The organism is Brevibacterium linens ATCC 9172, from assembly GCF_900169165.1.
In the GTDB taxonomy this organism is placed as follows: domain Bacteria; phylum Actinomycetota; class Actinomycetes; order Actinomycetales; family Brevibacteriaceae; genus Brevibacterium; species Brevibacterium linens.
This window is the reverse complement of the sequence record NZ_FXYY01000007.1, coordinates 54,170-76,334: the sequence shown is the minus strand read 5'-3', so window position 1 is coordinate 76,334 and position 22,165 is coordinate 54,170. Positions and strand designations below refer to the sequence as shown.

20 protein-coding genes and 1 pseudogene are annotated in these 22,165 nt (G+C 64.5%); 4 read left to right on the top strand and 17 right to left on the bottom strand.

Annotated features, from left to right (window positions below; all coding sequences use genetic code 11):
* Positions 1-64: 64 nt before the first annotated feature.
* A complete protein-coding gene (locus BLIN9172_RS07625; RefSeq protein WP_240812129.1) occupies positions 65-937 on the bottom strand; it encodes an HAD family hydrolase in 873 nt (290 codons plus the stop codon).
* Positions 938-1,046: 109 nt separating this feature from the next.
* A complete protein-coding gene (gene serS / locus BLIN9172_RS07620) occupies positions 1,047-2,327 on the bottom strand; it encodes a serine--tRNA ligase (protein WP_101554516.1) in 1,281 nt (426 codons plus the stop codon).
* A gap of 81 nt (positions 2,328-2,408) precedes the next feature.
* On the opposite strand from serS, the gene BLIN9172_RS07615 reads away from it, so the two are divergent.
* The 3 genes from BLIN9172_RS07615 (at position 2,409) to BLIN9172_RS18075 (ending at position 7,250) form a co-directional block, all read left to right on the top strand.
* Complete coding sequence (locus BLIN9172_RS07615; RefSeq protein WP_240812130.1) at positions 2,409-3,521, top strand: diacylglycerol/lipid kinase family protein; 1,113 nt, start codon at positions 2,409-2,411, stop codon at positions 3,519-3,521.
* A 222-nt stretch (positions 3,522-3,743) separates the two neighbouring features.
* Positions 3,744-5,657, top strand: coding sequence for a hypothetical protein (locus BLIN9172_RS07610; RefSeq protein ID WP_101554515.1), 1,914 nt, complete (start codon positions 3,744-3,746; stop codon positions 5,655-5,657).
* A gap of 243 nt (positions 5,658-5,900) precedes the next feature.
* Positions 5,901-7,250 carry an LPXTG cell wall anchor domain-containing protein gene (locus BLIN9172_RS18075; protein WP_101554514.1) on the top strand — a complete coding sequence of 450 codons (1,350 nt, stop codon included), beginning with the start codon at positions 5,901-5,903 and terminating at the stop codon, positions 7,248-7,250.
* A 160-nt stretch (positions 7,251-7,410) separates the two neighbouring features.
* Here the strand turns inward: BLIN9172_RS18075 and BLIN9172_RS07600 are convergent, their stop codons facing one another.
* The 14 genes and pseudogenes from BLIN9172_RS07600 to BLIN9172_RS07535 form a co-directional block, all read right to left on the bottom strand.
* Positions 7,411-8,457, bottom strand: coding sequence for a HoxN/HupN/NixA family nickel/cobalt transporter (locus BLIN9172_RS07600; RefSeq protein ID WP_101554513.1), 1,047 nt, complete (start codon positions 8,455-8,457; stop codon positions 7,411-7,413).
* A gap of 8 nt (positions 8,458-8,465) precedes the next feature.
* Positions 8,466-9,197, bottom strand: coding sequence for an urease accessory protein UreD (locus tag BLIN9172_RS07595; RefSeq protein ID WP_101554512.1), 732 nt, complete (start codon positions 9,195-9,197; stop codon positions 8,466-8,468).
* The gene (ureG, locus tag BLIN9172_RS07590; protein ID WP_101554511.1) at positions 9,194-9,946 is read right to left on the bottom strand and encodes an urease accessory protein UreG; all 753 of its coding nucleotides are present in this window, start codon (positions 9,944-9,946) and stop codon (positions 9,194-9,196) included. Before ureG ends, BLIN9172_RS07595 begins: the two co-directional genes overlap by 4 nt.
* Positions 9,939-10,655 carry an urease accessory protein UreF gene (locus BLIN9172_RS07585; RefSeq protein WP_101554510.1) on the bottom strand — a complete coding sequence of 239 codons (717 nt, stop codon included), beginning with the start codon at positions 10,653-10,655 and terminating at the stop codon, positions 9,939-9,941. The genes ureG and BLIN9172_RS07585 overlap by 8 nt, the downstream gene beginning before the upstream one ends.
* A complete protein-coding gene (locus tag BLIN9172_RS07580) occupies positions 10,655-12,358 on the bottom strand; it encodes an urease subunit alpha (RefSeq protein ID WP_101554509.1) in 1,704 nt (567 codons plus the stop codon). The genes BLIN9172_RS07585 and BLIN9172_RS07580 overlap by 1 nt, the downstream gene beginning before the upstream one ends.
* The gene (ureB, locus tag BLIN9172_RS07575; protein ID WP_101554508.1) at positions 12,358-12,696 is read right to left on the bottom strand and encodes an urease subunit beta; all 339 of its coding nucleotides are present in this window, start codon (positions 12,694-12,696) and stop codon (positions 12,358-12,360) included. Before ureB ends, BLIN9172_RS07580 begins: the two co-directional genes overlap by 1 nt.
* Before the next feature lie 11 nt (positions 12,697-12,707).
* Positions 12,708-13,010, bottom strand: a complete 303-nt coding sequence (locus BLIN9172_RS07570; RefSeq protein WP_101554507.1) for an urease subunit gamma — start codon at positions 13,008-13,010, stop codon at positions 12,708-12,710.
* Positions 13,011-13,123: 113 nt separating this feature from the next.
* Positions 13,124-13,306, bottom strand: a pseudogene (locus BLIN9172_RS07565) (hypothetical protein); the annotation flags it as partial.
* 145 nt (positions 13,307-13,451) lie between these two features.
* The gene (locus tag BLIN9172_RS07560; RefSeq protein ID WP_101554578.1) at positions 13,452-14,327 is read right to left on the bottom strand and encodes a DUF1206 domain-containing protein; all 876 of its coding nucleotides are present in this window, start codon (positions 14,325-14,327) and stop codon (positions 13,452-13,454) included.
* Between the two features lie 149 nt (positions 14,328-14,476).
* Positions 14,477-14,917 (bottom strand): heat shock protein transcriptional repressor HspR, encoded by a 441-nt coding sequence (locus BLIN9172_RS07555; RefSeq protein ID WP_170286915.1) that lies wholly within the window; start codon positions 14,915-14,917, stop codon positions 14,477-14,479.
* Positions 14,918-14,937: 20 nt separating this feature from the next.
* Positions 14,938-15,951 carry a DnaJ C-terminal domain-containing protein gene (locus BLIN9172_RS07550; protein ID WP_101554505.1) on the bottom strand — a complete coding sequence of 338 codons (1,014 nt, stop codon included), beginning with the start codon at positions 15,949-15,951 and terminating at the stop codon, positions 14,938-14,940.
* Positions 15,952-16,129: 178 nt separating this feature from the next.
* Positions 16,130-16,798, bottom strand: coding sequence for a nucleotide exchange factor GrpE (locus BLIN9172_RS07545; protein WP_101554504.1), 669 nt, complete (start codon positions 16,796-16,798; stop codon positions 16,130-16,132).
* Positions 16,798-18,660, bottom strand: a complete 1,863-nt coding sequence (gene dnaK, locus BLIN9172_RS07540; RefSeq protein ID WP_101554503.1) for a molecular chaperone DnaK — start codon at positions 18,658-18,660, stop codon at positions 16,798-16,800. Before dnaK ends, BLIN9172_RS07545 begins: the two co-directional genes overlap by 1 nt.
* Before the next feature lie 332 nt (positions 18,661-18,992).
* The gene (locus BLIN9172_RS07535; RefSeq protein ID WP_101554502.1) at positions 18,993-20,516 is read right to left on the bottom strand and encodes a SulP family inorganic anion transporter; all 1,524 of its coding nucleotides are present in this window, start codon (positions 20,514-20,516) and stop codon (positions 18,993-18,995) included.
* A gap of 188 nt (positions 20,517-20,704) precedes the next feature.
* On the opposite strand from BLIN9172_RS07535, the gene BLIN9172_RS07530 reads away from it, so the two are divergent.
* Positions 20,705-21,088, top strand: coding sequence for a MerR family transcriptional regulator (locus BLIN9172_RS07530; protein WP_101554501.1), 384 nt, complete (start codon positions 20,705-20,707; stop codon positions 21,086-21,088).
* A 31-nt stretch (positions 21,089-21,119) separates the two neighbouring features.
* Here the strand turns inward: BLIN9172_RS07530 and BLIN9172_RS07525 are convergent, their stop codons facing one another.
* Positions 21,120-22,148, bottom strand: a complete 1,029-nt coding sequence (locus BLIN9172_RS07525; protein ID WP_308297947.1) for an ABC transporter substrate-binding protein — start codon at positions 22,146-22,148, stop codon at positions 21,120-21,122.
* Positions 22,149-22,165 lie beyond the last annotated feature (17 nt).

Here is a 22,165-nt window from a genome sequence, read left to right as displayed (position 1 = left end):
AATTGCTACGTGACGGCGGCCCAGCAACCTCGCGCGAGGTTGCTGGGCCGCCGTCAGGTAGTAGTTAGGGGCGGGTGTTGGTGGTGCCCTCTGCTTCGAGAAGTGCAGTGTCCATGCCGAAGTAGTCGACCAACGCCACTGCCAGGCCGTCGTCGGCGACCGAATCGGTGACCACGCTCGCGAGCACCTTGAGTTCGTCCTTCGACTGGCCCATGACGATTCCGTGCTCGACCCATTCGATCATCTCGAGATCGTTGAGTCCGTCTCCGGCGCCCACGGTGTGCGCATGTTCGATCCCAAGCTCGTCGGCCACGATCTCCAGCCCGCTGGCCTTCGAGACCCCGTCGGGGGCGATGTCGAGCCAGTTGCTCCAGCCGACCGAGTAGCTGACCTCATGCAGTCCGAGCGAGTCCACGGCGGCCGCGAACTCCTCGGCGGTGCCGTTGACCTCGCGCATGACGATGCGGGTGGCCCGCTTGGTCAGTAGCTCGTCGAAGTCGACGATGTCGAGCGTGTCGGACTCGGCGAGCTCACCGACCGGGAACGCTCCGGACGCCCACCGGTGCAGGTCCGGATCCTCGACGAGGAACAGCGCCGTCGGCAGCGCCGCGTGCATCTGCTCGAGCGCATCCTTCGGGTCGAAGGACACCACATGGTGCATCTCCCACCCCAACGGCAGCTCCGGGTCGAGGCGGACGACGACGGACCCGTTCGAGCACACGACGAATCCGTGCTTGAGATCGAGCGCGTGGACGACCTCGAGCGCGCCCGGCAGGGCACGGCCGGTGGAGATCACAAGGTGGTGGCCCTCCTCGGCGAGCCGATCGAGCACCTGCCTCACCGACTCCGACAGAGATCCGTCGTAACCGACGATCGTGCCGTCGACATCGAGTGCGATGAGGTGCGGGGTCAAGGTGTCTCCCAACGTATGCGTCAATCTTCTTGTCTTCGTTCTTCCCGGCGCCGAGGCGGCCGAAACCAACCGAGAAGAGCCGAGTTCCGCTGAGTCCCCCGAAACGGTCAGTGCCCCGTGACCGGGTCCGGCCTCAGTAGCGCGGTCCCTCCGGGCCCTGCGCGGTCATCCCGCCGAGGTAGGGCCGCAGTGCCTCGGGCACCGTGACCGAACCGTCTGCCTGCTGGTGGTTTTCGAGGATCGGCACCAGCCAGCGGGTGTTGGCCATGGTTCCGTTGAGGGTGGCGACCGGGCGGGTCGAACCGTCACGGCGTTCGCGGATCTGCAGGCGGCGAGCCTGGAAAGTCGTGCAGTTCGACGTCGAGGTCAGCTCACGGTAGGTGCCCTGAGTCGGCACCCAGGCTTCGCAGTCGAACTTGCGGGCGGCGGAATCGCCGAGGTCGCCGGCAGCGGTGTCGATGACCCGGTAGGGCAGTTCGCACAGTCCGAGCATCTTCTCCTGGAGCGACAGCATCCGCTCGTGTTCGGCTTCGGCGTCCTCGACCGGAACGTAGGCGAACATCTCGACTTTCTGGAACTGGTGGACCCGGATGATTCCGCGGGTGTCCTTCCCGTACGAGCCGGCCTCGCGGCGGTAGCAGGAGGAGATGCCGGCGTAGCGCAGCGGACCGTCGGTCAGGTCGATGATCTCGTCCATGTGGTAGCCGGCCAGCGGCACCTCGGAGGTGCCGACGAGGAACAGATCGTCGGCTTCGAGACGGTAGACCTCGTCGGCGTGCTCACCGAGGAACCCGGTGCCGCGCATGACCTCGGGGCGGACCAGGGTCGGCGTGATGGTCGGGTTGAACCCGGCCTCCTCGGCGACATTGCGCGCAAGATTGAGCAGAGCCATCTCCAGCTTCGCGCCGAAGCCGGTGAGGTAGTGGAAACGCGAACCGGAGACCTTCGTGCCGCGGGTGGTGTCGATGGCCTTGAGTTTCTCACCGATCTCGAGGTGATCGAGCGGTTGGAAGCCGTCCGGGGTGAAGTCGCGGGGCTCGCCCACGGTCTTGAGCGTCGCGAAGTTCTCTTCGCCGCCGGCAGGGATGCCGTCGATGATGAGGTTCGGGACCTTCGACACGAGCTGGTCGAAGGCGAACGTGGCTTCTTCGGATTCGGCCGACAGCGACTTCACGGTCTCGGACTTCGCCTTGCCTTCGGCGATGAGTGCCGGCTTGTCTTCCTTCGGCGCTTTTGCGATCTGGGAGGAGAAGGACTTCTGATCCGCACGTGCGTCTTCGAACGCGGTGATGGCCGCACGACGAGCGGAATCGGCGGCGATGACCTCGTCGATGAGCTCGACGGATGCCCCGCGAGCCTCCTGCGATGCCTTGAACAGGGCCGGGTTGTCTCTGAGAAGCGCTAGATCGATCACCCTCTCAGCTTAACGGGCCGGGCGTGTTTTCGATATTCGACCCTCAGCTCGCATTTGAGTTCCGCACTGTACATTTGGGCCATGATCATCGAGTTGGATCCCCTGATGACCTGGGTCATCATCATCGGCGCTCTCGCTGTGCTCGCGGCCGCGTTCCTCATCGGCCGTCGCACCGGCGTGCGACGCACGCTCAGCACGATGAGACGCGCCCACCCGGCGAACCTCTCCGACGAGGTGGTCGATGACGCCGCCCGGTACCGTGCCGCGCTCATCGTCAACCCCACGAAGACCGATGTGCACAACCTGGCCTCCACCGCCGAGGCGATCTGCCGATTCGAGGGATGGAACCCTCCACTCGTGCTCGAGACCACCCCTGAGGACACCGGCGAAGGGGCCGCGGTCCGCGCCCTCGACGAGGGGGTCGACGTCGTCATCGCCGCCGGCGGGGACGGCACCATCCGCGCTGTCGCCTCGGCGTTGGCAGGGACATCGACCCCGATGGGGATCGTGCCGTTGGGGACCGGGAATCTGCTCGCCCGCAATATCGACCTCGTCCTCGACAAGACCGAGTGGGCGCTGCGGATCGCCCTGTGGGGACGCAATCGCGAAATCGACGTGGGGACGGCGAAGACCGATCCGGACGGCGATACCCATATCTTCACCGTGATGACCGGGCTCGGCTTCGACGCCGCGGTCATGGCCGACACCAGCGACGACCTCAAGGCCCGCCTCGGCTGGCTCGCCTACGTCGAAGCCGGATCACGGAAACTCACCGGCAAACCCAGTCATGTCAAGGTCACGTTCGACGACGAATATCGGGTCTCGGCGAGGGTCCGTTCGGTGCTCGGCGGCAATTGCGGCCGTCTGCAGGGAGGCATCCAGCTGCTGCCGCAGGCAGTCATCGACGACGGCATGCTCGATGTGCTCATCGTCAGCCCGAAGAACCTCGGCCAATGGGTCGGGGTGCTCGCATCGATCGCCGGCCGGCGGGCCTCACGCGGGCTGCACACGAACATCCGGAAGTGCCGCAAGGTCGTCATCGAAGCCTGTGATGACGTTGATATCCAGCTCGACGGGGATCCGCTGGGTCAGTCGTCGTACCTCGAGATGGAGGTCGCCCCCGCGGCTCTGACCGTCCGTGTGCCGACCGTCGAACAGCGCAAGCAGATCCGCGCCGAGGCGTGGCCGGTCTAGCTCGGAACCGCTGAGTTGGCGCGGGCGACGATTCCTCTCGCCGAGGCGGCCCCGACAGTCATTCCTTTACCGACCAGTAGGTCACGAAACGGTAAAAGGAATTCACCTAAGCGTTACAGCAATTACACCTGAACAAAACGTACAGAAATAGTTTGGAAAACCCTCAGAACCTAGGATGAGTGCCGTATCACACCCCTCGCCACAGAGATTGAAGGCACACCCATGAAAAAGATCATCCTCGCGCCGGCAGTCGCGCTCGCATTCACCGGGCTTGTCGCGAGCCCGGTCGCCGCCGCGGAATCGGCGTCCGCTCAGTCGGCAACCACGCAGACTGCCGAGCAGAAGAAGGCCGAAGCCGACAAGGCCAAGAAGGAAGAGGCCAAGAAGGCCGCAGCTGAGAAGGCCGAAGCCGAGAAGAACGCAGCGGCAGAGAAAGCGGCTGCAGAAAAGAAGGCCAAGGAGAAAGCCGAAGCCGCCAAGAAGGCCGCTGACAAGAAGAAGGCGGATGATAAGAAGGCCGCCGAGGACAAAGCGGATAAGAAGGACGAGGCGAAGGCGCCTCCGAAGAAGGTCGATCCGAAGCCCGCTCCTGCCCCCAAGGACGAGGACAAGGACGCCGAGGACGACGACAAGTCCGAGGACAAGGCCAACCCGATCAACGCCTCGGTGAAAGTGACCTCGGATGAAGTCACCGCCGAAGAGCTCCACGAGAACGGCGTGACCGTCAAGGTCTCCGGCCTGGAGAAAGGCGACAAGGTCTCGGCCCAGTCCGGCCTGACCGGCCCGGCCACGACCGCTCAGGGTTCGTCCGCGACGATGAAGCTGCGTTCTGCCAAGGAAGTCACGCAGGAGTCGGTGTCTTTCGCAGTCCAGGTGCAGCGGGAAGGCGTCCCGTCGACCACTGAGAATGCCGAGGTTTCACTCCTCAAGAACGAGACGGTCAATGCGACGGTCTCGCTCAACGCCGATGAGTTCACACAGAGCGAGTTCGCGGACAACGGCATCAAGGTCACCGGCGAGGGCTTCACCCCGAACGGCCCGGTCACCGTCGTCGGCGGCAACGAAACGTCGCCGTTCGCAACTCAGGAAGTCGAAGCCGACGACGAAGGAAAGGTCTCCGCACCCCTGACATTCGAGGGCGACGGCCAACTCCCCGTCGGCGACTACTCCGTCTGGGCCGTCGACCAGGACACCGAAACCGAGTCCCCGGCTCAGGACTTCACCGTCACCGAAGACGACGCTGTTGAACCGATCGATGCCTCACTCAAGGTTGATCCGAAGGAGATCACTGCCGAGGATCTCGCCAACAGGGAAAAGGGCGTGACGGTCACTGTCTCCGGTGTCAAGAAGGGTGACAAGATCACGGACTCCCTCACCGGAGAGACCGAGACGGCAGAAGCCGACGGTGACTACGAGCTCAACCTCTGGTACGAGGGCAACCCCGACAACCTCGAGGTCGGCAAGGTTCCGTTCACCGTCACCATCGACCGTGAAGGCACCGAGTCGGAGACCCTCGAGGGCAACATCAACGTTGTCGCCGAAGACGGAGACGATGATGGGGACGACGGCAACGAAGACGGCAATGACGATGGCAAGGATGGCAGCGACGACGGGGACGACGGTGAGACCGAAGCTCCCGCCGATGCATCCTTCACGGTCTCCCCGAAGAAGATCGAGGCCGCGGACTTCGCCAATGAGAACAAGGGCGTCACCCTCGCCGTCGAGAACTGCGAGCCCGGTGCGGATGTCCACTTCGAGGTCAACCCGAAGGGCATCAACGTCACGGCGTACGAGAACACCGTCACGGCTGATGACGAAGGCAATGCCTCGGTCAACGTCTTCGGCACCTCGTCGGATGTCTCGGCCTACGTCGGTGCTTACACCGCAACCGCGACCTGCGGTGACGACACCATGAAAGACTCCTTCACAGTCACCGGTGGCGCCAATGGCGGCGGATCTGACGGCGGCGACAACGGAAATGCCGGAAACGGCGGAGACGACGGCAGCCAGCTGCCGCGTACCGGTGCCGACCTCGGCGGACTGACGACGGGAGCCCTGCTCCTCCTCGTCGGTGGTGCTGCGATCGCACTGACCGGCCGCAAGAACAAGTTCGGACAGACTCCGACGAGCTTCTGATCCGAGCCAGGCGGTCAGCCTGGAACGACAGACGAAGGGGCGGCTCAGCACACACTGAGCCGCCCCTTCGTCTGTTCTGCCGTCCGAGACGAATCGGTGCTTCCAGGTGAATGGAAAATGAACTCTGCGACGGGGCCGAAGTCAGTGCTGAACAAAACGACCACAACTATGTGTGTGGTGAATGTTGCATTACCGTTACATTCGTAATACTTCACACTCAGCTGTAATTTTCGAAGGAAATACATGAAGAAGCTCGCCCTCGCACCCGCGGTGGCCATCGCCATCACCGGCCTGGCCGCATCCCCAGTCATCGCTGCCCCTGAGGCTCCTGCCTCGGCTCCGTCGGCCGATACCCAGCCCACCGCGGCACCTGCCGCTCTTAAGGCTCAGGCTGGCACTGCAAAAGCTCAGGCAGCGGACGAGGCGGAGGTCAGCCTTTCCACTGAAAAGCTGTCGCAGGCTGACTTCGGCAACGCTGAGAAGGGTGTCGACATCGTCGGTGCCGGCCTCGAGGCTGAACATGACTACACAATCACTGTGACGCCGACCAGTGGTCAGAACGTCGAAGCGCTTGAGACGACTTCCACCACCAACGCTGAAGGTGCCCTCTCGCACAAAATCTACGGCGCGGATGACCCGGCATTCGTCGGCACCTACGACGTCGTCGTCACCGACAGTGCAGACAACAACATCTCCTTCCAGATGAGCTTCGAAGTCAACGCCGGCGAATCCGACGAGCCCGAGGCTCCCGAGGTCGACCCGAAGGTCTCGCTCAACACCGACAAGATCTCGCAGAGCGAATTCAACGAGAACGGCATCGAGGTCACCGGCGAGGGCTTCACCCCGAACGGCAAGGTCACCGTCGTCGGCGGCAACGCGACGTCGCCGTTCGCGACCCAGGAAGTCACAGCAGACGCCGAAGGAAAGATCGCCGCAACAACCCTGAAGTTCGAGGGCGACGAAGCACTTCCGGCCGGCGACTACTCCGTCTGGGGCGTCGACCAGGAGACCGAGACCAACTCCCCGGCTCAGGACTTCACCATCACCGAGGATGAGACCGAAGAGCCCACCGCTCCTGCTGAAGAAGCCAAGCTGACCGTCTCCCCCGAGTCGATCACCCCCGCTGACTTCGTCAAGGAAGACAAGGGCGTCACCCTCGCCGTCGAGAACTGCGAGCCCGGTGAAGACGTTCGCTTCCTCGTCAACCCCAAGGGCGAGTCGAGCGTCACCGCTTTCGACGAGACCGTCCAGGCTGACGACGAAGGCAAGGCCAACGTCAACGTCTACGGCACCAGCGCCTCCAACGCCTCGGCCTACATCGGCGATTACGATGTCACCGTCACCTGCGGCGATGACGAACTGACCGGTGACTTCTCGGTCGAGGACGACCCGAACGCCGGTGGCGGCGACGGCGATGAAGACGGCAACGACGATGGCGACAACTCAGATGCCGGCAACGGCGGCGACCTGCCTCGCACCGGTACCGAGCTGACCGGCCTCGTCGGCGGCGCCGGCCTCCTCCTCATCGGTGGAGTCGCAGTTGCCATGACCATGCGCCGCAAGAAGGTCGCCCAGGACCCCGCAGAGTTCTGAGCCTGATCTTCAGAACAGCCTGATCCTCAGGACTCGCTGATCCGCAGTCCCCATAGAGAAGAGCGCGAACCCGAGCCGGGTTCGCGCTCTTCTTCTGTTCTCTTTTCCCCTCAACTGCCGGGGCCCGATTCGCCTCGCCTCAGTTGGGTCAGGTCCAGTCTCAGCCGGCCACGCCCCGCCTCTGCTGGTCATGCTCGCCTCTGCTGGTCACATTCGCCACGATGGATCGGTCGGGCCGGTCGGCCCTCACCCTCCGGAGCGTGAGGGCGGCCGCTGCTGCGATGATGACGAACAGGATTGTGGCGACGATTCCCAGGTAGCTCGTATCGAGCTCGGGCAGGACGAACGTCCCGGTCTCCGCACCCACCTCGACGACACCGGCGACGACGACCAGCCCCGCGACGAGCACGGACAAGCCGGTGATGACGATGTTGTATCCGCGGAAGCGGTCGGCGCCCCGCGATGCCCAGCCGTAGAGCTTCGACATGAACAGGCCGTCCGCCGTATCGCACGCGGCCATTCCCACCGCGAACAGCAGCGGAAGCGACAGCGCCAGCGTGGGCGACGAGCCTGCAGCCGTCGTCCCTGCCGCGATCATCAGGCCGATCGTCGCCGCAGTGTCGAAGCCGAGGCCGAAGAGCAAACCGATGGGAAACATATGTCGAGGGCGGTCTACAGTGTCGAGGACACGGGCGAACGCCGATGTCAGCGGCCCCTTGGGCCCCTTCGCCGCATCGTCGTCGGTCCCACGCAGCAGTTTCACGAGTGAAATCAGATTGAGCATGCCGAAGACGGCGACGACGAAGGTTGCGAAGGACAGTCCCCAGAGTCCGAGGCCGAAGCGTGCGGCAGAATCTTCCTCCGATACGAGGTCGAGAGCCAGCCCTGCCCCGAACGCGACGAGCACACCGGTGACCACGACGACAGACGAGTGCCCCAGGGAGAACCAGAACCCGACAGTGCCGGCAGGCGTTCCCTTCGCCGACATGCGACGGGTGACATTGTCGATGGCGGCGATGTGATCGGCGTCGAAGGCATGTCGCGCTCCCAGCAGCACCGCAGTCAGCGCAAGGCCCCACGCCACAGTTGGGGCGGTCTCCCGCAGCGAGACGATCACCAGCACACCTCCGATGATCGCGATGCCTGCCAGCGTCAAGACGTGGGGAAGCATCGCACCGCGTGTTCGGGTCAGTTGCGTCTGGGTCATTTCACTCGTCACTCTGTTCTCCGTTCTGCTCTGTTCGTCCAACGCCGCCACCGGTCGTCGACGTGTGCCGCATGGGTTGCCGAGCCGATCGCTCTCGCCACGGCACCGGGCCTGGCGAGGACCAACACATGTCCCTCGTGCGTACCGGTCGGCGTCGCCTCCGCCTCAGGTTCGGCGCCGATCATGATCGCCGTGTCGAGGACCCGCGACTGCCCCAGCACACCCGGCTGTGGGTGGCCTCCGTCGAGGGACAGCTCTTCGACGAAGAACGGCGTTCCATCGACGTCCCGGATATCAGTGGTGCTGACGATTCTGCCGCCGGCCTCTCCGGTCCGCCCCAGCACAAGGGTCTCGCGCAGGCACACCTGCGCATCTGCACCCCTGCGCACGGTGGTGCGGCGTCTGACATGGGCGCGGTCGGCGACGACGAAGGGAAACGACTCCCACACCAGGACGCCCCCGTCACCGACGACCGCATCGACAGTCCATTCGGACAGCCTTCCCGTCGACGGATAGGCGACCGTGCCACCGATGTCTTCGATCCGCAGTGTGCATCCGGCGCCGACTTCGACCCTGATCGACACCGAATCACCGCCGAGGAGGGTCGCCCCTCCCGCAACGAGCGCGACATGCGCGAATCCTGCCGTCCGGGTCACCAGCCTCGGTTGCAGCAGTCCCGGAGCAAGTCGAACTTTCAGCCGTCCGCCCGGCGCCGCCTCGGTGACCGCGATCGTCGTCATACCGGTTCGTGTCGATGGTCGTGCGCGTCATCTGCACTTTCGTGACTGTGCACGTATCCTCCGTCCTCGTCGGCGTGGAAGTGGGGAGCCATCGGCCCCGGGTCCTGCGGTTCATGCGCCCCGGCTCGATGATCGCTCAGAAGCGAGAGCAGCCATTGGCGCAGCCGCGCAATGGAGGACTCGTCTCTGCGGGAGAGAGCGAGGACCGGCCCGCCCTCACGCGCCTCGGTGGCATCAGCGACCATCAGTTCGACGTCGACGCCGACGTACTCGGCAAGGTCGGTCTTGTTGACCACCAGCAGGTCGGCGCGGGCGATTCCGGGTCCGCCCTTGCGGGCGACGTCCCCGCCGCCGGCGACGTCGAGGACGAAGATCTGCGCGTCGATGAGCGCCGGCGAGAACGTGGCCGTAAGATTGTCTCCCCCGGATTCGACGAGGACGAGGTCGAGTGGGAAGTAGTCGCCTTCCAACCGTTCGACCGCCTGCAGGTTCGCCGTCACATCGTCGCGGATCGCAGTATGGGGGCAGGCCCCGGTTTCGACTGACCGGATCCTGTCGGGGTCGAGCACCCCGGCTGAACGGAGGAGCCGAGCGTCCTCATCGGTGTAGATGTCGTTGGTGATGACGCCGATGCGGATCTCATCGGCCAGCGCTCGGCAGATGAGCGCGATCAGCGAACTCTTTCCGGTTCCGACAGGACCGGCAACCCCGAGTCGCAGGGCCCTTTCGGAAGGTGGGAATTCAGGCACGGAACAGCCTCCTCGGCAACAAGGACTGGACCTCCGCCCAGTCCTCGATCAATGGAGCACCCGCTGCGGGAAGCGCCTCAGTGCGGGTGAGTCGGGACAGTTCGGACACGGATCCCTCGATCGCCGCGCAGGCGTCGAGCACCCATTCGGTGACGCGGATGGGGTCAGTGGGTTCGAGTTTGAGTACGGCGGCGGCAACGGTCTGTGCGTCGTCGTAGGCGACGAGGCGCACGAGGTCGTCGGGCCCGATGCCGGCTCCGGCGGCGATGATGCCGAGCACGATGGGGCGGGGCAGGGGCCGCGTTCGGAGCACCTCGGCGGTCTGCGGCCAGATCCTCTGCCCGATTCTCGCCAGTCCGGCACCGAGTGCGATGGCGATGTCCCGCAGAGCAGGGCTCGGCGTCCGGGCGGCCCATTCGATTTCGAGGTCGCCGAGGCGGTCGATGACGATCCCGGCCGCTGATAACGGTCCGTGTTCTGTCAGGTGCCTGGCGATCACGGCCGCACCCGCTTCGACGCGCACGACCGTGGCCATTCGGGCGCGCATGTAGTCGGCGATCTCGCCGGGGTCCAAGCCACGTCGCAGACCGGCCTCGACTCCGTTCGAGGACACATGAGCACCGGCCGGCAGTCGCGAGTCCGCGAGCAGCATCGCCAGGGTCGCCGAAGCGTTGGTGCGGGCGGGAAGGTCGATGGAGTTCACGAGCATCAGAACATCTGGTAGAGACGGCCGAGGGGAAGCGTCTGCGCCGGCGCAGCGGTGACGGGTTGACCGTCGATCGCAATGGCGAAGGTGTCGGGGTCGATGTCGATGTCCGGGCGCGCATCATTGCAGCGCATGTCCTTCTTGCCGATGTCTCGGGTCGGTGCGACGGGCTTGAGGTCACGGCTGAGACCGAGCCGGTCTCGTAGGCCCGATTCGACGGCGGCCGGTGCCGTGAAGGACACGGACAGCCGGGCCCCGTCGTCGGCGCCGAAGGTCGGCCGCATGAGGACAGGCTGCGGTGTCGGAATGGAGGCGTTCGGGTCACCGAGTCCCGCCCAGGCGATCGACCCGCCTCTGATGACGAGGTCCGGGCGGGTTCCGAAGAAGCGCGGATCCCACAGCACGAGGTCGGCCGTCTTCCCCGCCTCGATCGACCCGATGTAGGCATCCACCCCATGGGCGATCGCAGGGTTGATCGTGTATTTGGCGACGTAGCGGCGAGCTCGCTCATTGTCCGCGGGCAGGGACTCACCGAGGTCGCCCATCCTGTGCTTCATCACGTGGGCGACCTGCCAGGTCCTGGTGATCACCTCGCCGATGCGGCCCATCGCCTGAGCGTCGGAGGAGGTGATCGACAGTGCGCCCATGTCGTGAAGCAGGTCCTCCGCCGCAATGGTCGTGGCCCGAATCCGGGACTCGGCAAACGCGAGGTCCTCGGGCACTGCGGGGTTGAGGTGATGGCAGACCATGAGCATGTCGAGGTGCTCGGCGACCGTGTTCGCGGTGTGCGGCAGGGTCGGGTTCGTCGACCCCGGCAGGATATTCTCCAGAGCCGCGATCGACAGGATGTCGGGGGCGTGGCCTCCACCGGCCCCCTCGACGTGGAACGCGTGGATGCTGCGTCCGCCGATCGCGGAGATCGTCGATTCGACGAATCCTGCCTCGTTGAGGGAGTCCGAGTGCAGCGCCACCTGCAGGCCGTGATCGTCGGCTGCGGTCAGGGCTGCGTCGATGGCGGCCGGCGTCGCACCCCAGTCTTCGTGGACCTTATAGCCGGCGGCTCCGCCGAGCGCCTGCTCGGCCAGCCCCGCGGCGGACACGGTATTGCCTTTGCCGAGCAGAAGCACGTTCATCGGGATGTCGTCGAGGGCGCGGAGCATCGCCCCGAGATGCCACGGACCGGGTGTCACTGTCGTGGCCTTGCTGCCCTCGGAGGGCCCGGTGCCGCCGCCGGCGACGGTCGTGATGCCGGTGGCGAGCGCCTCGTGCAGCTGGGACGGTGAGAGCAGGTGGACGTGGGAGTCGAAGCCGCCGGCAGTGAGGATGCGTCCCTCACCGGAGATGATGTCAGTCGACGGACCGATCCGCAGCTCGGGATGCACACCATCGGCGATGTCGGGGTTTCCGGCCCGTCCGAGCGCGACGATCCTGCCTTCACGGATGCCGACATCGGCCCGGACGATCCCCCACCAGTCGAGCACCACGGCGTTCGTGATGACCGTGTCGGGCGCCCCCTCGGCGGTCGTCGTCGTCCCCTGATTCATCGATTCGCGGATCGATTTCCCTCCTCCGAAGACCGATTCGTCGCCGCCTGCGGTCCGGTCCTCCTCGATCTCGATCCACAGGTCTGTGTCCCCCAGGCGCAGCTGATCGCCGAGGCTGGGGCCGTAGAGCGCGGCATATCGGTCGGTCGACAATCGTGCCATCAGCGATCACCCGCCGCAGCGTCGGGCAGTCCGATTCCGGGCACGAGTCGGCGTCCGCCCAGGGCGACGATCGGCACGGTGCGGGACGCTCCAGGTTCGAACCGCAGGGAGGTGCCGGCGGGAATGTCGAGGCGGAAGCCCTCGGCCCGGCTGCGGTTGAAGGCGAGCGCCGGGTTCGTGTCGGGAAGATGGATGTGCGAGCCGATCTGGACCGGCCGGTCTCCGGTGTTCTCGACCGTCAGCGTCGCCGTCTCGGCAGGGTCGGCGCGCACATTGAGTTCGCGCTCTCCGGCGCTGACCCTCACGGCGCCCGGTCCGCGGTCACGTAAACCTGTCACTGTCGGATCTTTCAGTCGATGGGGTTGTGGATGGTCACGAGCTTGCGACCGTCGGGGAAGGTCGCCTCCACTTGGACGTCGCCGAGCATGTCTGCGACATCTGTGAGCACGTCGTCGCGGGTGAGGACCTCGCGCCCGGTGGTCATGAGCTCCTCGACGCTCGCACCTTCCCTGGCACGTTCGATCGCCCATGTGCTCAGCAGCGCGACCGTCTCCGGATAGTTGAGCGCGATCCCGCGTTCCCGACGATCTCGGGCGACCATTCCTGCCACGGACAGGAGGAGCTTCTCGGTGTCAGCCGGTGTGAAATGCATCAGCTCCCTCAGCCTTTCGTGGGAACGCGCGAGGCCCCCGCACCATCGCATGGGGCGTCCCCACGACTGCGTGGAGCGTCCGCGGGCAGTACGTGTTCGCCGAGACGGTCGGTCGAGAAGTCGGCGAGGTAGGCGATGCCGCCCAATGCGCTCGTCGCTACGACTCCCGGGGCCCATTTCCAGTAGGACCTGGGGGCAAAGCGCAGGGTGTAGTCCTCGAGGCTCTCCGAGGCGGCGAGCTTCGCTTCGTTCCGGGTCGCGGGAGGCGGTGTGGTCCTGCTTGCGGACAGCGTCATCGTGGTTTCCTGACTCGTGCGGCGAGTGCGATCAGGAATCATGTTCGCAGTCGATTGTTTCCGCACGTGTCAGTTTCTGTTTCGAGCAGATGTCGGCAGGGGACATTGCGGGCGCTGCGCCAGTTGCCGCGCAACAGAAGACTGCTCAATCCATGCGGTCGTACCTCGAGCGCAGCGCGAGGAATACGCCGTAGAGAACCAAGCCAAGGCCCACTGCCAACAGCAGATACGGCCCGAACGGCTGGTCGCGCATGCCCTTGAGCGCTCCGTCGATTCCCGTGAATTCCTCCGGGTCGCCGGTCGCTGCCGACACCACGATGAGGGTGCCCACCGACAGCAAAGTCGCACCTTTGCCCAGATACCCGACAACACCGGTGAAACCGACGAGGAAGCGGGTGAACGCGCTGCGCGGCCGACGAAGCTCATCCTTCCACTTCCGGCGCAGACCATTGATACAGAACACGATGCCGATGATCGCAATCACGGCGCCGGCAGCCATGAGGATATACAGTCCGCCCGGAGCCTTCGCCACGGTCGCCGAGGCCTGTGAACTCGCCTTGCCAGAGTCGGATCCTCCGCCGAAGACGAACTGGGAGAAGGTCGCGGCAACCACCACATAGGCAATGGCAGAACCGACCGTCGAGAAGAAGTCGATCCACTGCTTCCTCCCCTGCTTCTCCTGCGGGTCGCGAGTTCCGGCACCGCGCAGCGACGACGCACCGAAGAACGCGTTGACCAAGCACCACAACGCCATCAGCGCACAGCCGAGGAAGCAGATGACGATCAGCACCATGCCGAAGGGCTGCGAAGCGATCTGTCCGACCGCTCCGGCCTGGTCGGCTTCGCCGCCGCCCTGCCCCAGGCCGATCGTCACTGCCGTCGCACCGAGGATCGCGTGGACCAATCCATTGGCGATGAATCCCGCGCGGGCCACACGCTCGAACCAGCGGCTGTCCGCGGCTTCCTGGGCCGCCGAATCGGCCCTGTCGGCGACCTGTTGAACCTTCTCTTTCTCGTTCACAGAGTCAGTGTCGCACAGCATCTGTACTTTTACACGCCGCAATGAACAGGATTCGTCGAGTAACGCGAAAAGGCGGAGTGCGAACCGAAAGTTCGGTTCGCACTCCGCCTCGGCGCTGTTCTCAGCGTCCCAGCCATTCCCCGTCAGGATCAGCCGCGCCGGTACCGGTTGTACAGCACCAGGGCTCCTGGTTCCGGACGGCCCTGCGGGCGACGTCCCCGCGAGATCGAGACGACGTCTCCGCCCACGGTGCCGGCCGCGAAGACGCGCGCATCGCGTTCCTGTGCCGACCTGCGTGCCCGAACTTCGTCCTCGAGTTCTTCATTGCGGCTCCTGAGTGCATCGACCTGATTCTGCAGGTCGATGATCTTCTTGATCCCGACGAGGTTGACTCCCTCGTCCTGCGACAGCTGCTGGATCAGTCGCAGCTTGGCGATGTCCTTCCCGGAATAACGCCGGCCCCGGCCCGCAGTGCGTTCCGGAGAGACGAGACCCAGTCGGTCATACTGCCGCAAGGTCTGCGGGTGAATACCCGCCAGATCCGCCGCCACCGAGATGACATACACCGCAGCACTCGACGAAATGTGCATGTGCATTGTGTTTCATCACCTCAACTGGCTTTGGCCTTGTCCAGGAGGCCGGCGCGGGGGTCTTCACCCTCGGTCGCAGTCCTGAACGACTCGACCGCAGCCTTGGCCTCCTTGGACAGATTCTTCGGCACCACGATCTGAACTGTCGCCAGCAGATCGCCGGTGCCCTTCTTCGTCTTCACACCTTTGCCCCGCACGCGCAGGGTCCGTCCCGAGGGTGTCCCCGGTGCGACCTTGACCTTGACGGGCGTTCCGCCCAGGGTCGGCACCTTGACCTCGGCGCCGAGAGCCGCCTCGTCGAAGCTGATCGGCAGCTCAACCCTCAGGTTGTCACCATCGCGGGTGAAGACCGGGTGCGGGCGTACGTGCACGGTGAGGATGACGTCACCGGGCTCGCCGCCGTTGGGGCTGGTCTTGCCCTTGCCGGCCAGGCGGATCTTCTGCCCGTCCTTGACCCCGATCGGTGTCCGCACGGTCAGCGGCTTCCCACCCGGCATGTTCAGCTTCACCGAGGCACCGTTGATCGCTTCGGTGAACGACAGCGTCGTACTCGACTTGATGTCGCCGCCCTTGACCGGAGGCTGGTAGCCGCCGTAACCGCCACCGCCGAAACCTCCGCCGAATCCGCCGAGCAGATCCGCCAGGTCCGGGGGAACGTCTCCCCCACCGGTGTAGGTCGTGCGGGTCCTGGTGCGTCCGCCGCCTCCGAAGAGGTCGGAGAACACATCGTCGAATCCGCCGCCGGCAGCCCCGCCGGGTCCACCGGAACCGGCGCTGAACCGGGCACCGCCGCCCATGGCACGGACCTGATCGTACTGAGCCCGGGACTCCTTGTCGGAGAGCACCTGGTGGGCCTGGCCGATCTCCTTGAACTTCTCCTCGGCGTTCTCATCCCCGGGGTTGGCGTCCGGGTGGTACTTGCGCGCGAGTTTGCGGTAGGCCTTCTTGATCTCGGCATCGGAAGCGTCCTTGGAGACGCCGAGGGTTTTGTAGAAGTCCTTGTCGAACCAATCATTCTGAGGTCCGGTATTCACCTGGCACCTCCTTTCCTTCCAATCAATCCTGTCATCACGGTATTCACTTGTCCTCTCACAATCCGCAGCCCCGGGGCACTGCCCCGAAGATCCGGACCGCCGCCGAGGCGGTTGCCCGCCCCCGTACGTCGGTGAACCGGCGTACGGGGCGGACGGCCGCCTCGGCGATCGTTGTCGTTCAGTCCTCCGGCTGCTGGACACCGACGCGGGCGGCGCGGATGATGCGCTCCCCGATTCGGTAGCCCGGCTGCATGACCAGGAAGAGCGTCGGATTCTCGACCTCATCCGACGGCTGCTGCATGAGCGCTTCGTGGATGTTCGGGTCGAACTCGTCGCCGACCTCGCCGTACTGTTCGACGCCGATCTTGTTCAGCGATTCGACCAGCTTGTTCACGTGGGTCTCGAAAGGCCCGCTGACATCGCCGTTCTCGCGAGCGAGCTTGACCTCGTCGAGCACGGGAATCAGGGCCTCGACGGCCTTGATCGTGCCGCCGAGGGCCGCACGCTCTCGTTCGCGGTCGGCGCGCATCCGGTAGGCCGCATACTCGGCGTTGATGCGCTTGAGGTCGGCCAGGTAGCCCGCCGCGTCCGAACCCGGTTCGGGCTCGGCCTCCGGTTCGACGTCCTCAAGCCCCGAAGCATCGGCGGGGATGTCCACACCGAGGTCGCTGGCATCGGCTGCCTGTTCGGCGTTCGGATCCGCGGTCGACGCTGAGTCGGCCCCGGCCGAGGCCGACTGGGCGTCGGCCTCGGGACGGACCTCACCGGTGTTCGGATCGACCCGGCGCTTGTCGCTGAAGGTGAAGCCTGGCTCCTCGGACGACTTGTCGTTGCCCTCGGCAGTCATTACTTCTTCTCCTCATCCTCATCGTCGACGACTTCGGCGTCGACGACATCGTCGTCTGCGCTTGCATCGGCGGTACCTTCACCGGCAGCTTCGGCGCCTTCGGCACCGCCCTGCTGGCTGTAGATGGCTTCGCCGATCTTCTGCTGGTTCTCCACGAGCTTGTCGTAGGCGCTCTTCACGGCGTCGTCGTCTTCACCTTTGAGGGCTTCCTTGACGGCGTCGACATCGCCCTGCATCTCGGTCTTGAGCTCTTCCGGCAGCTTGTCGGCATTGTCGGTCAGCAGCTTCTCGGTCTGGTAGGCGAGGTTTTCCGCATTGTTGCGGACGTCGGCAGCCTCACGGCGCTTCTTGTCCTCTTCTGCGTGCTCCTCGGCCTCACGGACCATGCGGTCGATGTCTTCCTTCGGCAGCGCGGAACCGCCGGTGATCGTCATCGACTGCTCGGTGCCGGTGCCCTTGTCGGTGGCAGACACGTGGACGATGCCGTTGGCGTCGATGTCGAAGGCGACCTCGATCTGCGGCACACCGCGCGGAGCCGGAGCGATACCGGTCAACTCGAAAGTGCCGAGGTTCTTGTTGTCGCGAGTGAACTCCCGCTCACCCTGGAAGACCTGGATCGACACGGAGGGCTGGTTGTCCTCTGCGGTGGTGAAGGTCTCCGAACGCTTGGTCGGGATCGGAGTGTTGCGCTCGATGAGCTTCGTCATCACGCCGCCCTTGGTCTCGAGTCCGAGCGAGAGCGGGGTGACGTCGATGAGCAGAACGTCCTTGCGCTCACCCACGAGGACACCTGCCTGCACGGCGGCGCCGATTGCGACGACCTCATCGGGGTTGACGCCCTTGTTGGGCTCCTTGCCTCCGGTGAGTTCGGTGACGACCTGGGTCACGCTGGGCATGCGGGTCGATCCGCCGACGAGGACGACGTGGTCGATGTCCTTAACGGACACGCCGGCATCCTTCATCACAGCGTGGAACGGAGCCTTGGTGCGCTCGAGGAGGTCCTTGGTCAGATCCTCGAACTTCGCCCGGGTGAGGGTCTCATCCAGGTGGATGGGTCCGTTCTCACTCATCGACAGGTACTGCAGCGAGATGTTCGTGCTGGTAGCCGAGGACAGTTCCTTCTTGGCCTGCTCAGCGGCTTCCTTGAGGCGCTGCAGAGCGGTGGCATCCTTGGTCAGGTCCACGCCGTAGTTGTTCTTGACCTGCTCGACCAGCCAGTCGACGATCCGCTGATCCCAGTCGTCACCGCCGAGGCGGTTGTCACCCGAGGTCGCACGGACCTGAATGGTGGAGAAGTCGTCTTCGTCCTTGCCGACTTCGAGCAGCGAGACGTCGAACGTTCCGCCACCGAGGTCGAAGACGAGGATGAGTTCGTCTTCCTTGCCGCGCTCGAGGCCGTAGGCCAGAGCGGCAGCGGTGGGCTCGTTGATAATGCGCGAAACGTTGAGGCCGGCGATCTCACCGGCGTCCTTGGTAGCCTGGCGCTCAGCATCGTTGAAGTATGCGGGAACGGTGATCACCGCGTCGGTGACCTTCTCCTGCAGGTACTCCTCGGCGTCGTGCTTGAGCTTCTGGAGGATGCGGGCCGAGACTTCGGGAGCCGTCATCTTCTTGCCGCCGATCTCGGTGGACCAATCGGTGCCCATGTGGCGCTTGACCGATGCGACGGTGTTCTTGATGTTCGTGACGGCCTGGCGCTTGGCGATCTCACCGACGAGGGAGTCGCCGTTCTTGTTGACCGCGACGACGGACGGGGTCGTGCGACCGCCCTCGGCGTTTGCGATGACCTTCGGCTCGCCGCCCTCGAGGACGGCAACGACGGAGTTCGTGGTTCCGAGGTCGATTCCGACTGCACGTGCCATAGTGTTCTCTCCTTTGTTCGTGAGTTCCTGCGACTCGAATGTGTGCGATCGGGCGGCTCCGGTTCTTGAGTCAGAACCACTCGACCGCACACATTGAGCCAACTGGACTCAAGTATTCTCTTCGAGGTTTCGACCGTCAAGTCGACCTCATCAAAGTTGCGTACACCAGACTCAACTTTGCTGAGGGCCGTTTTATTCCGGCGGGAGAGAAATTCTTTTTGCAGCCGACCGCAGACGTGCGAACTCGCCTTCGACACGCAATGACCGCAGGCCCAGCCCCGCCGGCCCTGCAGCCTGTCAGAGCCGGACAGAGGACAGAGGGCGACAAACCACTAGTGGCCACCGCCGAGACCGCCTGTGAGGCGAGCATGGAACGCAGTCGTGAAGTCGTTCATGCCGACGAACTCCACTGATTTCCCGTGCTGCTCGTATTTCGTCTCGATCGTGTCGAGAGCGGCGACGGTCGACGCGTCCCAGATATGCGACTTCGTGAAATCGATGACGACCCGATCCGGATCGTCAGCGTATTCGAACAGTGTCGTCAGGTCGTTGCTGGAGGCGAACAGCAGCTGCCCTTCGACTGCATAGCGCGCGACCTTCTGATCACCCTGCACCTGGATCTCACGGCGAACGTCGATGAGATGGGCAACGCGACGGACGAACATCACAGAGGCCACGAACACCCCGACGACGACGCCGATGGCGAGGTTGTGAGTCGCGACGACCACGGCGACGGTGATGACCATGACGGCAGTTTCGCTCTTGGGCATTCGCTTGAGCGTGGCGAGCCTGATTGAGTGCCAGTCGAAGGTGCCGACCGAGACCATGATCATCACGGCGACGAGGGCCGCCATCGGAATGTCGGACACGATGTCGCCGAGCGCGACGACGAGGATCAACAGGAACAGCCCGGCGAGGAAGGTCGATATGCGGGTGCGGGCGCCGGAGGCTTTGACGTTGATCATGGTCTGGCCGATCATGGCGCATCCGCCCATGCCGCCGAAGAACCCTGAAAGGATGTTCGCCACTCCCTGGCCCCAACCTTCGCGGGTCTTGTTCGAATGCGTGTCTGTGACATCGTCGACGAGCTTCGCCGTCATCAGTGATTCCATGAGTCCGACGAGGGCCATCGCCAGAGAGTAGGGGGCGATGATCGTCAACGTCTCCCAGGTCAGGGGGACGCCGGGGATGAACAGCTCCGGCAGACTGCGGGGCAGCTCCCCCTGATCGCCGACGGTGGGGACGTTGAGCGCGAAGGCCACGACTGCGACGGTGACGATGATGATCGATATCAGCGGAGCGGGGACGACCTTGGTGATCTTCGGCATGACGATCATGATGACCAGACCGACTGCGACGAGCGGGTAGACCATCCAGGGCACATCGATCAGCTGTGGGAGCTGCGCCGAGAAGATGAGGATCGCCAAAGCGTTGACGAATCCGACCATGACGCTGCGGGGGATGAAACGCATCAGCTTCGCGGCACCGAACACGGCGAGCACGATCTGCAGCACTCCGGCGAGCAGGACGGTGGCGATGAAGTAGTCGATTCCGTATTCACGGGCCACCGGCGCGATGACGAGCGCGACCGCACCGGTCGCGGCGGTGATCATCGCCGGGCGTCCGCCGACGAAGGCAATGGTCACGGCCATGATGAATGAGGAGAACAGGCCGAATTTCGGGTCGACGCCGGCGATGATGGAAAACGAGATCGCCTCAGGGATCAGCGCCAGCGCAACGACCAGTCCCGCCAGGACTTCTCGCACGAGTAGGCGCGGAGTCTTCAGTGCGGTCGCCACCGAGGGGTCGGGCAGGTAGCGGCTCCGGTCGTCGGCGGTGGTCGTGGTCGTCGTCATGTTTGAGCCTCCAAGTCCGGGAGCACGTCAGGTGTGACACCATCTGAAAGAGGGATGCGCCTGCGCGAGTTCGGCATGCTCCCGCTTCACGCGAAAGGTGAAATCCGGGAACGCACCGCGCCGCCATACGGGCGCCGGAATCAACCTTAACGTAACGTAAGGGTTGGCGTGAATTGAGGAGAGTGTCGATGGCCGAGACCGGAATGATGCACATCGGAGAGCTGGCTGAACGCACGGGGCTGTCGCTGCGGACGATTCGCCATTACGACCAGATCGGCCTGCTGACTCCTTCGGGCAGGTCGGAGGGAGGTTTCCGCCTCTACACGGAAGACGATCACGACCAGCTGATGCTGATTCGCAGGATGAAGCCGCTGGGGTATTCGCTGGAGCAGATGGGTGACCTGCTCCGGGCACTGGAGAGTGCTCGCGGAAGCGAGCCGTCCCGGGCCGATGGAGCGAATGAGCTGGCGCAGTTTCTCGATGATGCTCACGAACGCCGCAGCAGACTCGCACGTCAGCTCGCCGCCGCAGATGAGTTCATCGATCAGCTCAACTCACGGATCACTGACTAGAGGAGCGACTTCGGGGAGCTGAGGATTCGACTCAATCGCCGAGGTGGTCCTCCAGATCGTCGAGGATCTGACCTGCTCCGGTGGGCCCGAGGCCGAGGAACCAGACATCATCGTTGACGCGGATGGCTCTGCCCTCTTTGACCGCGTCGAGCCCCTGCCACTGGCTCGACTCGAGCGCCTTCGTCTCACCTGTGGCACCAGGGTCGCCGTAGCTGGTGTAGAAGACATAGTCCCCGGCGGCCTGGTCGAGGTTCTCCGGGGAGATCTCGACGGCGAGTTCATCGACGTCCTGATTCTTCGGGCGCTTGAAACCCGCGTCGCTCAGGATGACTCCGATGAGCGACTGATTCGCATAGAGGCGCAGGCGCTCGGGCATGAAGCGCACGAGTGAGATCGTCGGATCACCGTCGACAGAGTCCTTGAGGTCACCGGCCTCACGAGCGTAGTCCTCGAGTTCCTTCGTCGTCTCGTCTTCCATGCCCATCGCCTCACCGACGAGGCGGAAGTTCTCCTTCCACGGGAATCCCGGACGGATGGAGAACACCGTCGGGGCGATCGAGTCGAGCTCGTCGTAGAGCTTGTCGGCGCGAAGCTGACTGCCGAGGATGAGATCGGGTTCGAGCGAGGCGATCTTCTCGAGATCAAGCTCTTGAATCGTGCCGACCGTCTCGACTCCCTCGACCTGGTCTTCGAGGTAACTCGGCACCGGACTGGCGCCTTCGGTCGTCACCATGCCGACGGGTGTGATGCCCAGCGACAGGACATCGTCGAGCTCTCCGGTGTCGAGAACGACGACTCGCTCGGGCTTCTTCTCGATCTCGGTCGTGCCGTTGGCATGCGTGACCGTTCGCGGGAAGACCCCGGCCTCGGCATCGCTGCCGAGCTTCGCGGTCTCCTCATCAGCAGTGCCGAAGTCTTTGCCGCCGACGGCGACGTCCTTGTTACTGGCATCCCCATCGGCGCCTTTGTCGTCCTCGGCAGCACAGCCGGTGGCGAGCAGGGCAAGAGTCAGTGCGGAGGCGGCCGCTGCGACCGCCCGATTCTTCAACGTCAGATTCACACAGATGAGCCTACCCT